This window comes from Anaerosacchariphilus polymeriproducens (assembly GCF_003363435.1).
Classification (GTDB): domain Bacteria; phylum Bacillota; class Clostridia; order Lachnospirales; family Lachnospiraceae; genus Anaerosacchariphilus; species Anaerosacchariphilus polymeriproducens.
The window spans coordinates 1-13,980 of record NZ_QRCT01000014.1 but is presented as its reverse complement, the minus strand read 5'-3'; the positions used below and the strand labels follow the sequence as shown (position 1 = coordinate 13,980).

The following is a 13,980-nucleotide window of genomic DNA, read 5'->3' as shown; positions in this document are numbered from 1 at the left end:
TGTGAATAGGCGGGAATTTATTAAAAACTCCCGCCTACCCGATTATGTATAATTATTTTCCTAAGAACAGTGGTGAAAAGATGATATAAGCAATTAGCATAATAAGTAAAGTAATGATAGCGAATACTTTTCCGTGTTTCCACGGTGTCAAGTCAACAGCTTTAGAATCATTTAAGATGAAATCACTTTCTCTTGGTTTCACTTTTGATATTACATACATAAGAATCATATCTAGTACAAATAGTACTGCTGTGAAGTACAAATAGTGAAGTTGTTTAAAGCATGGAACAATATTACAAATTGTATACAGTACTACGTGAAACGGAATGATGATCTTTGGTGCAATGGAAGGCACCCGTTTCCAGAAAAATCCACAGAACAGACATACAAAAATTGGTGTGTTAAATGCTGCAAAGCAAGAGTTTACGAATGTAGTAATACCTCCCATATATAACATGAATGGAGCCAAAATCATAGAAAAGATAGCAACAATTGTTCCAAAATTCTGTCCTACTTTTACCATACGTTTATCTTCTGCATCAGGTGAAAACATTGGTCTGTGGATATCTAATGCATAAATAGTTGAAGCCGAGTTTAATATAGAGTTAAAGGATGAAAGGATTGCACCGAACATAACGGCTGCAAAAAATCCTAATAACCATTTTGGCATAACATCCGCAACTAACATAGGATATGCATCATCCCCTGTTACGCCATACATATGAAAAGCAATGATTCCTGGAACTACAACGATTATTGGAGTCATAATTTTTAAAAATCCTGCAAAAACAACACCTTTTTGAGCTTCTTTCAAATTCTTAGCAGCAAATGTTCTTTGAATGATCGACTGGTTTGTTGTCCAAAAATATAAATTGTTTACTAATAAACCAGTTAACAATAATGGCCATGGTAAATGAGGTGCTTGAGATAATGGTTCATCAAGTGAGTTCATCATTTCAGGATTTAAAGAAACAAATGCTTTAATTCCTTCAATAAATCCACCATTGTCACTTTGCATATTCCCAAGTGCAATCAACCCTAAAATAGGTACTAAAAGACCACCAAGAATAAGACCAACACCATTTATTGTATCGGACAAGGCTACTGCTTTTAAACCACCACAAATGGCATAAATAGAACCAACAACACCGATTACAATACAAATAATAAATACAGAAGCAAATTGACTTATTCCCAGAATTCCTGATACATTGAAAATTTTCTCAAATACTAATGCTCCAGCGTAAAGTACGTTTGGAAGCATAATTAAAACATAAGAAATTAGTACGATAAAGGAAACAAGACGTCTTACAGTAGCGTCGTAACGTTCTTCAAAAAATTGTGGAACGGTCGTAAGACCTGTTTTTAAATACTTTGGCATTAGTACAAAAGCTAAAAATACCAGAGCAATGGCAGATGTTACTTCCCAACCCATAGGACTCATACCTACAATTGAAGATTGCCCATTGTTTCCAACTAACTGTTCAGCTGACAAGTTCGTCATTAATAGGGAACCTGCAATTATGGTTCCGGTCAGTCCACGCCCGGCAAGATAATAGCCATCTTGTGTACTTAAATTATCATCTTTTGTCTTGAGATAAGAGATGATAGCAACTAGTGCCGTAAAACCAACAAAGGTTACTGCAGTAAATAATAGTGAATTCATAAGTTACCCCTCTTTCTGTGTTTATAATTTATTAAGGTTCTATATACTTTCTGTTTATAAAAATTATCATAGTAAAATAGAAAAAGAAAGGTACGATTTTTGGGTATAAGGGTATAGATTTTGGATTTTACAATTTTATGATAAAAATGCTTGTCAATATGTTGGATTTTTCGGTATACTGTTAAAGTTTTCGTACTTTTTGAAATCTTGTTCAACATATTGATGATATTTTGACAGTTTTATACAGCTATGGTATATTAAAGAAGCGAATTAAAAGAAAAACTTAATTAATTATGGTTAACATAAAATTAGGAGTATAGAAAATTAAAGGAGGTAGAAAAAATGAAGTTTTGTATTGTAGTAACTCCATGCAAAGTTAAATAGTAAAATTGCATGGAGTGATGAATCTATTTAACTTTGCTTTTGATATGATGATTATTATTAATAATAAAAAAGGAGTTAAGTTAAATGATATTACGAGGAAATATGTTTTCAAAATTACTTGAAATGGAGACTGGAATTACAGTTGTGGCACCTTCGAAAATGCATGAAGGAAATTACAAAGTAGCTTATTTATTACATGGGCGTTGTGGTAGAAGTGGGGATTTGGTGGATTATACAATGCTTCCGGTTTATGCTAATGAATATGACATTGTATTTATCATGCCTGAGGTTGCCAGAAGTTTTTACACGGATATGCAGTATGGATTAAAGTATTTTAGTTATGTTACGGAAGAACTTCCCCAAATTTGTAAAAATATGTTCAATATTTCTTCCAATAGAGAAGATACTATGGTTCTGGGGATTTCTATGGGTGGATATGGTGCTTTGAAGTGTGCTTTATCCAAACCGGAACAATATAGCTTTTGTTTTGCGTCTGCACCTGTTTGTTTATATCTGAAAGAATTTTTGGATTTCTTAAGGAGTAGTAATAATATAGAAGAAATAAAGAAAATTTATGGTGAAGAATTGATCAATGACTTTTTTTATGCCTTTGGTTCTGATGTGAAGTGGACTCCGGAGGATGAAATTTTGGAACTGGCTAAGAGGCTGGATCAAAAGGATATAAAACCTTCAATCTACACAACATGTGGAACAAAAGACGAGTTTAGGGAATTTAACCTGCGTTTTAAAGAGGATATGGAAAAACTTAATTTTGATTTTGCATACGAAGAGTGGGAAGGACAACATGACTGGTATTTCTTTAATGAGTCTCTTCAGAAAGCGTTAGAAAAGATTTCGCGTTAAAAGATAGTATTTATTTTTTGATTTGTTAATTTAAAATATGGAATGGTATGACAATACAGGGTAAAAATAGAAAGATTCATACTTGGAATGAATCAGAAACTTTGTTATAATACTTTTGGGGAAAGAGTGTAAGGAAAGTTATATTTTATCTAGTATTTCGTACTGATTATGAATTTAAACGATAAAGTTATTAATCTTTGCACAGCTGTTTTTACAGTTGTGCATTTTTATATAAAAGTTAATAAGGAGAGAGAGTTATGGAGAATAATAATATGGGTTCTGCGAAGGAAACAAAGATAGATGACGCAGAAGTTAAGAAGGAATTACAGGAGTTAGAAAGAACTAGATTGAAGTTAATTACAATGAGCAATATATTGCACAAACAAAATGCAGATTTAGGAAAATCGTGGAAAGGTGAAGGGGGAACATCATTTCTCAATGCATCTGTATCGCAGGAAAATGCTATAAGTAATCATATAAAAGCAATTGAAAATTTAATGGCAGGAATAGCAGGTACACTTCAGGACATAAAAGAGGTAGATGGAGCAATGGATTCACTATTAGATGAAGTAGCCGTAGAAACGGAGGCGGCAAATAATGGCGTGTAGATGTGTTGATATTGCTAATTGCAAGGATGACATTACAAGATTAAATACAGCATTAAAATATTTATATGAATTAAAAAACTTAGATTCTGAAGTTGAATCAGATCTTTCGAGTGTAGCTAGATTATGTGACAACGCATTTACTACAAAAAATCAAAATGATCTGGAAAAAAATGTGAAAGAAGTAAGAGATGATGTTGCGAACATAATAATTTCTGTTATCATGAAAATAACAACAGAGATCTCGAACCTTGAAAATCAGACATTGGTATCATTGGAGGCAGAAGACAAAAAAATGCATCAGGAGGAAAAAGAAAATGAAAGTAAAAATTGATACATTGTCTGATACTTATAAGGAATATAAAAAAGCCGTATCCACATTAAAAGAAGTACAGGCAGATTTAATTTCAATTTCGGACAGGTTAAATAATTGCTGGAAGGGTATAAGTAAAGAGGCATGTATCAATGCAATCAATACTTATAGGGAACATTTTTATGCAATGACTGTGAGTTCTATGGAAGATATGACGAGTATTTTGGGAAATAACCTGTCACAAGCCAGAACCAGTTTGAACCGTTGTGATGATTTTCCAAATGTTGTGAAATTTGAAGGTAAAAGCTTTTATTCAGAGGATAGAAAAGGGGGAGGAACCCTTTCGATGGAGGAATCTTCAACAACGAAAGTATTAAGTCAGTTACATTCTATAGGTGGTGACGATACGAATGAAGAGAGAAAGAAATGGAAGCAGGCGAAAGATGAACTAACTATGGGTTATGTCAGCAATCTAAAATACTCTACTTTTAATTTGGATTCGGAGTCATTCATGATAGAAAAGGCATTCCAGGATCAAGAAGATGCTTTGATGGATTTTTATGATACATTGTATACTTATTCTCAAGAAGTAGATACACTTGATTCTGAAGCTGCAAAAAGTTTTAAGTCTTGCTCGGACCCGACACAGAAGAAACTGACAACGAAAATTTATCAACCAGCGGTCGTTAATGATAAAGTAAATCTAGAAAGAGTTTATTATTTATTACATACCCCGCCATCTTCTTTAAGTGAGGCAGAGATAAACGAAATCATTGATGCATATGAGACGGCTGTAAAGAATGGAGATGCCAAACAGATTGAGGAAATTCTAAAATGCTGTTACGAATTTGATAAAGAAAAGGGTCAGAGTAATTATAAATTAACAGAAGCTTATTATGTTGTTGCGGGGATTATGAAAGCCAGATTAGATATGAATATGGAGAAAGCTGGTCACAATTTAATGGATCCTTATAATAAATATAACGATAAGACAATTGATTTAATAGACGAAATTTCCAGATATAGTTTGTTTAGCGGGCTTGGTTTGTATGCGCCTAATATTTCAGGTACAAAAAATCCACTAGACAGTAATTACGATCCGACTCATCGCCTTATCATACGTGTAAACTTAGATAATTATCAAGTTAGTTTTTATAATAGCGAAAAAGATAAAAAGAGTAAAGTCAGTTATGTTGTACTGCCATGGGATGAAAACCATCAGCAAAGACTGAATCAAGCTATGATAAAAGAATTACAATCGAAGAAGAAAGATTTTGAAAGTGAAGTTAAAAATTATTTTAAAGACAAAATAGTTGGGGCTATTATTGAGAAGGCAAAGAAAAGGTTATTAAAAAAAGTTCCACTTCCGGGATCTGCTCAACTTGCAATAGGAGTAGCTTATGATATAGTAATTTTATATAAAGAAACCGAAGAATGGAACGCGGATATATCACAAAAACAAAATACATTATCCATAGGTGATGTCTACAAAGCACTCGGAATAAAAGCAACTATTGTTTACTCAGAAACAGGAGGTGCATCCATTACCGCAGCGAAAATAGATCCTGTTGAGACTAGAGCTAGGATTGCTTATGCGGAATATTTGTATAATAAGAATAAAGAGAAAGATGATGCTAAATTTAATTTAAAGATTTATATGGAAATATATGAAAATGGATATGGAGATATACTAAGAGGATGGGTTAATTTGACGGACAAAGAAAAGAATGTATGGAGAGAAAAGTATAAAGATTGTACTGAGAAAGATTTAAAAAATATTAAAAAATATTTTAAGAGGTAGATTATGAAGAGTAAAAAAATAAGAGTTGTATTAACATTAGTATTTATTTTAGTTTGTATATTTAGTATTTGTAGCTGTAACCATATAACTAAAGAAAAGAAAGAAAAAGAACCTCCATTAGAGCCTGTAGATAAAAAGAGAGCGGAAATAGAATCCTATCAAAACTTAGTGGCTGTTGGTGGATTTCATATGTTAGGTGTTAAAGCTGATGGAACTACATATAGCTGGGGAGAAAATAAGTATGGAGAATGTAATACCCAAGATTGGACGAATGTTGTAGCTGTTAGTGCAGGGGCATATATCTCAGTCGGATTAAAGTCAGATGGGACTGTAGTTGCAACAGGTTGTAATGATTTAGGGCAATGTGAAACAGAAGATTGGACAGATATAGTTGAAATATCTGCTTGTGATACCCATATTTTAGGTTTGAAATCGGATGGTACAGTGGTATCTACAGGAAGGATAGTGCCAGAAGAAGGAGCGGGAGAACAGACAATTCAAACGAGGAATGAAATGGTTGAGAATTGGAAAGATATTAAACATGTTGTAGCATATGTAAATTCAGCAACAGGTATTAAACTGGATAAATCAGCTATCTGGAGTCACTATGGTGGTTATATGCCATATACAAATAAAGTGGAAACAGGAACTATGGGTTTGAATAATATTATAGAAATAAAGAAAGAAGGGTTTTTTTGGATGTGTTTGTTATCAGATGGAACGGTTAAATTGCGAGATTCGTATGATGATAAAACAGGTGAGAAATGGACAGATATCGTTGATATAGCTACTGGTGCTGAACATTATGTGGGATTGAAATCTAATGGTAGAGTATTATGTTCAGGTTCTAATGAATACAACCAGTGTGAGGGAGTTGAAGCGTGGGAAGATATCATTGCAATATATTCGGGTAATAGAATTACAGTCGGACTTCAAGAAGACGGTACTTTAATCTTTTCCGGAGATAGTACAAAAGCGCTAACAGAGAATCCGGAAGAAGGACAAGTTGATCCAAAAGAGTGGGATTTGTTTTAAGTACAAATTACCTAGTCTGTTTTCTTTTGATTTTCACATATAAGTGAAGCTACTCAAGTTTTTTAAAAGGAAGATAAATGAAGAGTAAAAAAATAAGAGTTTTATTAATATTAATTTTTATATTGGTTAGTATATTAAATCTATGTAGTTGTAATGTTACTATGAGTAAGACAGAAAAAGAACCTCCATTAGAACCAGTAGATCAAAAGAGGTCAGAAATAGAGCATTATCAAAACTTAGTAGCCGTAGGTGGGGGACATATGTTAGGTTTAAAATCTGATGGAACCGTATATAGCTGGGGCGAAAACAAATCTGGAGAGTGTAATACACAAGACTGGACAGATATTGTAGCAGTTAGTGCAGGTGATTTTATCTCAGCAGGCTTAAAGTCAGATGGGACTGTAGTAGCAACAGGGATTAATGATCTAGGGCAATGTGAAACAAAAGGGTGGACGGATATAGTTGAAGTTTCTGCGTGTGTTACTCATATCCTAGGTTTGAAGTCAGATGGAACAGTTGTATCTACAGGCAGGATTGTTCCTGAAAAAGGAGCTGGAGAACAGACGATTCAAATAAGAGATGAAATGGTTAAAGATTGGAAAGATATTAAGCATGTTATAGCATATGCAAATGCGGCAATAGGTATTAAACAAGATACAACAGCTATTTGGAGCAATTATTTAAGTAGTATGCCATTTACAAATAAATTGGAAACAGGAGATTTTGGAATGGATAATATAATAGAGATAAAGCAAGAAGGATTTTTTTGGATGGGATTGCTTACGGATGGAACGGTTAAATTGAAGGAATCGTATAATAATAAAACAGGTGAAGCATGGACAGATATCGTAGACATTGCTACTGGTGATGAACATTATATTGGATTAAAATCTAATGGAAGAGTAGTAAGTTCAGGCTCAAATAAAGATAAACAATGTGAAGTGAATGAATGGAAAGATATTTTAGCAGTATATGGAGGATTGTATATAACAGTTGGTCTCCAAGAAGACGGCACTTTAATTTTTTCCGGAGATAGTACAAAAGCGCTAACAGAAAATCCGGAAGAAGGACATGTTGATCCCAAAGATTGGGATTTGTTTTAAATGAAAATCACCCAGTCTGCTTTCTTTTAATTTTCACGTATAAGTGAATCTAATCTCTTTTTTTGCATTTAAAGATATAGTATTGTTTGTTTTTTGGTAGCTTAACTTTTGAAAGAAGATTCCTGTAAAATGTTTTGTGCAAACTTTTATGCCATGAAAATGAGGCTTTAAACGGTAAGAAGGTTCTCGTAAATATCCGTTTTGTATTAAGGCTCATTTAAACAATTAGCATAACGTTTAATAAAATATTTTATAGGAGTCTCTTTAGTTAGGGAGTAACGATTCTAATCTTCGTAATGAAGAAATGAAAGCAGTTACCTCGCCATCTGCTTTTAAGTGAGGCAGAAATAAACGAAATCATTGAAGCATATGAGACGGCTGTAAAGAATGGAGATGCCAAACAGATCGAGGAAATTTTAAAATGCTGTTACGAATTTGATAAAGAAAAGGGACAGAGTAATTATAAACTAACAGAAGCTTATTATGTTGTTGCGGGGATTATGAAAGCTAGATTAGATATGAACATGGAAAAAGCTGGTCACAATTTAATGGATCCTTATAATAAATATAATGATAAGACAATTGATTTAATAGACGAAATTTCCAGATATAGTTTGTTTAGCGGGCTTGGTTTGTATGCGCCTAATATTTCAGGTACTAAAAATCCACTAGACAGTAATTACGATCCGACTCATCGCCTTATCATACGTGTAAACCTTGATAATTATCAAGTTAGTTTTTATAATAGCGATAAAGATAAAAAGAGTAAAGTCAGTTATATTGTACTGCCATGGGATGAAAACCATCAGCAAAGACTGAATCAAGCTATGATAAAAGAATTACAATCGAAGAAGAAAGATTTTGAAAGTGAAGTTAAAAATTATTTTAAAGACAAAATAGTTGGTGCTATCATTGAGGAAGCAAAGAAAAGAATTCCACTTCCGGGACCTGCTCAAGTTGCAATAGGAGTAGCTTATGATATTGTAATTTTATATAAAGAAACTGAAGAATGGAACGCGGATATTTCACAAAAACAAAATACATTATCCATAGGTGACGTTTATAAAGCCTTGGGAATAAAAGCGACCATGGTATATTCAGAGACAGGAGGTGCATCCATTACCGCGGCGAAAATAGATCCTGTTGAGACTAGAGCTAGGATTGCTTATGCGGAAGATCTGTATAATAAAGAAAAAAAGACAAATGAAAAGAAAAAATTTAATTTAAAGACTTATATGCAGATTTATGAAAATGGCTATCGAAAGAATCGCAGAGGTTGGTTTAATTTAACAGATAAAGAAAAGGAAAAATGGAGAGAAAAGTATAAAAATTGTACAGAGGAAGATATAAAAAATATAAAAAATTTTTTTAAGAGGTAGTTTATGAGAAGAAAAATTAAAATTATATTATTAAATGTTTTAATAATAATTAGTGTTTTAAGTTTATGTAGCTGCAATATTAATAAGAAAAAGAAAAAAAAAGACCCCCCATTAGAGCCAGTAGATAAAAAGAGAGCAGAAATAGAACCCTATCAAAATTTAGTGGCTGTTGGTGGATTTCATATGTTAGGAGTTAAAGCTGATGGTACTGTATATAGCTGGGGCGAAAATAAGTATGGTGAGTGTGACACCAAAGAATGGAGAGATATTGTAGCTGTTAGCGCAGGATCATATATCTCAGCCGGATTAAAGTCAGATGGTACTGTAGTATCAGCAGGGCTTAATGATTTGGGACAATGTGAAACGAAAGATTGGAGAGATATAGTTGAAATATCTGCATGTGATACTCATATTTTAGGGTTGAAAGCGGATGGGACAGTGGTATCTACAGGCAGGATTGTTCCTGAAGAAGGAACAGGAGAACAGACAATTCAAACAAGGAATGAAATGGTTAAAGAATGGAAGGGTATAAAACATGTTGTAGCAACTATAAATGCTGCAATAGGTATTAAACAAGAACAATCAGCTACTTGGAGCCATTATGGTGGATATATGTTGTCAATAAATGAAGTGCAAACAGGAGATTTTGGAGTAAATAATATTATAGAGTTAAAGCAAGAGGGACTATTTTGGTTGGCTTTATTAGCAGATGGGACGGTGAAAATAGAGGAATGTTATGATGATAAAACAGGTGAGGAATGGACGGATATTGTTGATATAGCTACTGGTGTCGAACATTATGTGGGTTTGAAATCTAATGGGAGAGTATTAGCTTCAGGAACTAATGGAGAGGGTCAGTGTGAAGTGAGAGATTGGAAAAGTATTTTAGCAATTTATGGAGAAGGATACATAACAGTTGGTCTTCAGAAAGATGGTACTTTAATCTTTTCTGGAGATAGTACAAAAGCGCTAACAGAGAATCCGGAAGAAGGACATGTTGATCCAAAAGAGTGGGATTTGTTTTAATTGCAAATGCACTAATCTGTTTTCTTTTGATTTTCAAATATAAGTGAATCTACACTTTTTTTGTATTGAAAGAATAGTATTTTTTGGTAGTTCTTTGAAAGAAGATTCCTGTAAAATGTTTTATAGGAATCTCTTTAGTTAGAGCAACGATTTTAATTTTCGTAATGAAGAAATGGAATCAGTTACCCCGCCATCTTCTTTAAGTGAGGCAGAGATAAACGAAAACATTGAAGCATATAAGACGGCAGTAAAAAATGGAGATGCCAAACAGATTGAGGAGATTCTAAAATGCTGTTACGAATTTGATAAAGAAAAGGGTCAGAGTAATTATAAATTAACAGAAGCTTATTATGTTGTTGCGGGGATTATGAAAGCCAGATTAGATATGAATATGGAAAAAGCCGGTTACAATTTGATGGATCCTTATAATAAATATAATAATAAGACAATTGACTTAATCGACGAAATTTCAAGATATAGTTTGTTTAGCGGTCTTGGTATGTATGCGCCTAATATTTCAGGTACAAAAAATCCACTAGACAGTAATTACGATACGACTCATCGCCTTATCTTACGTGTAAACTTAGATAATTATCAGGTTAGTTTTTATAATAGTGATAATGATAAAAAGAGTAAAGTCAGTTATGTTGTGCTGCCATGGGATGAAAACCATCAGCAAAGACTGAATCAAGCTATGATAAAAGAATTACAATCGAAGAAGAAAGATTTTGAAAGTAAAGTTATAATTATTTATAGATAGAATAGTTGGGGCTATTATTGAGAAGGCAAAGAAAAGGTTATTAAAAAAAGTTCCAGTTCCGCGACCTGCTCAATATGCAATAGGAGTAGCTTATGATATTGTAAACTTATATAAGGAAACTGAAGAATTGAACGCGAATATTTCACAAAAACAAAATACATTATCTATAGGTGACGTCTACAAAGCTCTGGGAATAAAAGCAACTATTGTTTACTTAGAAACAGGAGGTGCATCCATTACCGCAGCGAAAATAGATCCTGTTGAGACTAGAGCTAGGATTGCTTATGCGGAATATGTTTATAAAAAAACAAAAAAGTTATATGAAAATTCAAAATTTGATTTAAAGAAATATATGCAGATATATGAAATGACAATGTAATATACTTAGAGGTTGGGTTAATTTGACGGACAAAGAAAAGAATGATTGGAGAGAAAAGTATAAAGATTGTACAGAAGAAGATTTAAAAAATATTAAAAAATTTTTTCGAGGTAGATTATGAGGATTAAAAAAATAAGAGTTTTATTAACATTACTTTTTATATTAGTTAGTATATTTAGTATATGTAGCTGTAACCGTATTATAAAAGATAAAAAAGTAGAAGAGCCTCCATTAGAGTCGGTAGTTCAAAAGAGGGTAGAAATAGAACCTTATCAAAATATAGTAGCTATTGGTGGGGGGCATATGTTAGGTGCAAAATTTGATGGAACCGTATACAGCTGGGGGGAAAATAAGTATGGAGAATGTGATACACAAGACTGGAAAGATATTGTAGCAGTTAGTGCAGGAGCTTATATCTCAGCTGGATTAAAATCAGATGGGACTGTAGTTGCAACAGGATGTAATGATTTAGGACAATGTGAAACAGAAGATTGGAGAGAAATAGTTGAAATATCCGCGTGTGATACCCATATTTTAGGATTGAAGGCGGATGGTACAGTTGTATCTACAGGAAGAACAATTTATGAAAATGAAACTGGAGAACAGATAACACAAATAATGAATGACTTAGTTAAGGGTTGGGCAGATATCAAACATGTTGTAGCATATGTAAATGCAGTAATAGGTATTAAACAAGATAAGTCAGTTATTTGGAGCCATTATTTTGATACACCATTTACAAGTAAAGTGGAGACAGGAGCTTTTGCGGTAGATAATATAATAGAGATTAAGCAAGAAGGAGCGTTTTGGATGGGCTTAACAGCAGATGGGACGGTTAAGCTAAAGGAATCATATGAAGATAAAACAGGTGAAGCATGGACCGATATTGTAGATATAGCTACTGGTGCTGAACACTATGTGGGTTTGAAATCTAATGGGAGAGTATTATTTTCAGGTTCCAATGAAGATAAACAATGCGAAGTGAATGAGTGGAAAGATATTTTAGCAGTATATGGTGGATTATATATAACAGTTGGTCTCCAGGAAGATGGCACTTTAATATTTTCTGGAGATAGTACAAAAGCGATAACAGAGAATCCGGAAAAAGGACATGTTGATCCAAAAGAGTGGGATTTGTTTTAAAGCAAGAAGCTGGAGAACAGACGATTCAAGTAAGGAATGAAATGGTTGAGGATTGGAAAGATAATACAGGAGATGAGTAAAGAGGCTAGATAGGTTCATAGAGTTATATGTTGTATCAAAATTCAATTTATTTACCTATAAATATTTTTATGAAAATGGCTACAACAATAATCATAGGAAACTGGAGATTATGGGGTAGAAAATGTAATAGAGGTGAAGCTTGAAGGAAAATTCAAGAAGTTATATACGTTGTGTATGACTTGGTGTTACCGGCTGAGTTTGTTAATTCATTACTCAATAAGATTGTAAAAATCTTTGTATAGAAAAGTAATATTATTTTGGGTGGATTTTTATGGTAATACTATTATCCTCAAATACTGAATACTATTTTTGATTATTGGAGGAATGTCATCTGCACTTTGCTGTTTTATTAGCCAAAATAATTTGCTATAATTGCTTACAGAGAAATTATTTACATTTTACGAGTAACCAATAGAGCGCAATTAGAAAGGAGAATTCATGAATATTGTATTTGAAAAGATGAATGAAAAACATAAGAAAGGCATAATGACGGTTTTTAATTACTATGTTGAAAACAGTACATCTGCATTTCCCTCAGAAGCATTGCCTGATCAATTCTATGCTATGCTTTTGAAAAAATTGGAGGGTTATCCTGCTTACGCACTTATAGATACTGATAAAGATACCGTTGTTGGATTTTGTAAACTTAGTGCATATAATACTTGCCCGACATTTGTCAAGACAGCATGTCTGACATATTTCATCGCCCCCGAATATACAGGAAAAGGCTTGGGCAGCAATTGCTTGTCGAAACTTGAGTGCGATGCGAAACAGATGAACATAGAACACTTAATTTCTGAAATTTCGTCAGAAAACAGTGGAAGTATTTCTTTTCATAAAAACCACGGGTTTACTGTTGCAGGTGAATTACATAATGTAGGCGAAAAGCTGAATCGGAAATTTGGAATTGTGTATATGGAGAAAAGCATATAAAATTCCAATAGTACTTTCTACCTGAAAATGGATAAGGAATAGTGGGGTGATTGCATGTCGAGAAGAACTTCCGAGGCCAGTAAGGCAATCAGAGAAGCTTGGGTAACTGAACAGCAATTAGTTCTTGAAGGTAAAGGTACACGAGATTGGACTCCAGAACAGCAGCAATCCATTATTGATAAAGGTAAATCATACGATGATGAAGGTAAAGCATTTGAAGGACATCATATGAAAAGCGCAGAGGCTTATCCAGAATATCAGGGACATTCTAAAAATATACAGTTCCTTTCTAGAATAGAACATCAGGAAGCATATGGTGGAAGCTATCGTAACCATACAAATGGATATTATGATTCTGAAACACATTTGACTATTGATTTTGGTGAAAATATCTATATTCCATGTGAAGTAATTGCGTTGAGCAATCCAGTGACTTGTCTTAGTTTCAATGAAATAATTGAAGAAAAGCCATTAGAACAGAAATTAGAAAGAAAGACTAACTATTAAA

The 13,980-nt window shown here is 33.3% G+C and carries 14 protein-coding genes; 13 read left to right on the top strand and 1 reads right to left on the bottom strand.

Features of this window, described 5'->3' with window-relative positions; genetic code table 11:
* Positions 1–52: 52 nt before the first annotated feature.
* Complete coding sequence (locus DWV06_RS05470; protein ID WP_115481174.1) at positions 53–1,666, bottom strand: solute:sodium symporter family transporter; 1,614 nt, start codon at positions 1,664–1,666, stop codon at positions 53–55.
* Positions 1,667–2,134: 468 nt separating this feature from the next.
* Between DWV06_RS05470 and DWV06_RS05465 the strand changes: the two genes are divergently transcribed.
* The 13 genes from DWV06_RS05465 to DWV06_RS05405 all read left to right on the top strand — a co-directional run bounded on the left by DWV06_RS05465 (position 2,135) and on the right by DWV06_RS05405 (position 13,979).
* Positions 2,135–2,914, top strand: a complete 780-nt coding sequence (locus tag DWV06_RS05465; RefSeq protein ID WP_115481173.1) for an alpha/beta hydrolase — start codon at positions 2,135–2,137, stop codon at positions 2,912–2,914.
* 257 nt (positions 2,915–3,171) lie between these two features.
* A complete protein-coding gene (locus tag DWV06_RS05460; RefSeq protein WP_115481172.1) occupies positions 3,172–3,522 on the top strand; it encodes a hypothetical protein in 351 nt (116 codons plus the stop codon).
* The gene (locus DWV06_RS05455) at positions 3,512–3,853 is read left to right on the top strand and encodes a hypothetical protein (protein ID WP_115481171.1); all 342 of its coding nucleotides are present in this window, start codon (positions 3,512–3,514) and stop codon (positions 3,851–3,853) included. Before DWV06_RS05460 ends, DWV06_RS05455 begins: the two co-directional genes overlap by 11 nt.
* Positions 3,837–5,633, top strand: a complete 1,797-nt coding sequence (locus DWV06_RS05450; RefSeq protein ID WP_115481170.1) for a hypothetical protein — start codon at positions 3,837–3,839, stop codon at positions 5,631–5,633. The genes DWV06_RS05455 and DWV06_RS05450 overlap by 17 nt, the downstream gene beginning before the upstream one ends.
* A 3-nt stretch (positions 5,634–5,636) precedes the next feature.
* Positions 5,637–6,668 carry an RCC1 domain-containing protein gene (locus DWV06_RS05445; RefSeq protein WP_115481169.1) on the top strand — a complete coding sequence of 344 codons (1,032 nt, stop codon included), beginning with the start codon at positions 5,637–5,639 and terminating at the stop codon, positions 6,666–6,668.
* A 77-nt stretch (positions 6,669–6,745) separates the two neighbouring features.
* Positions 6,746–7,771, top strand: a complete 1,026-nt coding sequence (locus DWV06_RS05440) for an RCC1 domain-containing protein (protein ID WP_115481168.1) — start codon at positions 6,746–6,748, stop codon at positions 7,769–7,771.
* A 500-nt stretch (positions 7,772–8,271) separates the two neighbouring features.
* Positions 8,272–9,150 carry a hypothetical protein gene (locus DWV06_RS05435; protein ID WP_115481167.1) on the top strand — a complete coding sequence of 293 codons (879 nt, stop codon included), beginning with the start codon at positions 8,272–8,274 and terminating at the stop codon, positions 9,148–9,150.
* Between the two features lie 3 nt (positions 9,151–9,153).
* Positions 9,154–10,176, top strand: a complete 1,023-nt coding sequence (locus DWV06_RS05430; protein ID WP_115481166.1) for an RCC1 domain-containing protein — start codon at positions 9,154–9,156, stop codon at positions 10,174–10,176.
* A gap of 172 nt (positions 10,177–10,348) precedes the next feature.
* Complete coding sequence (locus tag DWV06_RS05425; RefSeq protein ID WP_115481165.1) at positions 10,349–10,936, top strand: hypothetical protein; 588 nt, start codon at positions 10,349–10,351, stop codon at positions 10,934–10,936.
* A 127-nt stretch (positions 10,937–11,063) separates the two neighbouring features.
* Complete coding sequence (locus tag DWV06_RS05420) at positions 11,064–11,315, top strand: hypothetical protein (protein ID WP_115481164.1); 252 nt, start codon at positions 11,064–11,066, stop codon at positions 11,313–11,315.
* Between the two features lie 117 nt (positions 11,316–11,432).
* Positions 11,433–12,458, top strand: coding sequence for an RCC1 domain-containing protein (locus tag DWV06_RS05415; protein ID WP_115481163.1), 1,026 nt, complete (start codon positions 11,433–11,435; stop codon positions 12,456–12,458).
* Between the two features lie 519 nt (positions 12,459–12,977).
* Positions 12,978–13,472: a GNAT family N-acetyltransferase gene (locus DWV06_RS05410; RefSeq protein WP_115481162.1), complete on the top strand. Its 495-nt coding sequence runs from the start codon at positions 12,978–12,980 to the stop codon at positions 13,470–13,472.
* Between the two features lie 54 nt (positions 13,473–13,526).
* A complete protein-coding gene (locus DWV06_RS05405) occupies positions 13,527–13,979 on the top strand; it encodes a hypothetical protein (RefSeq protein WP_115481161.1) in 453 nt (150 codons plus the stop codon).
* Position 13,980: the final 1 nt, after the last annotated feature.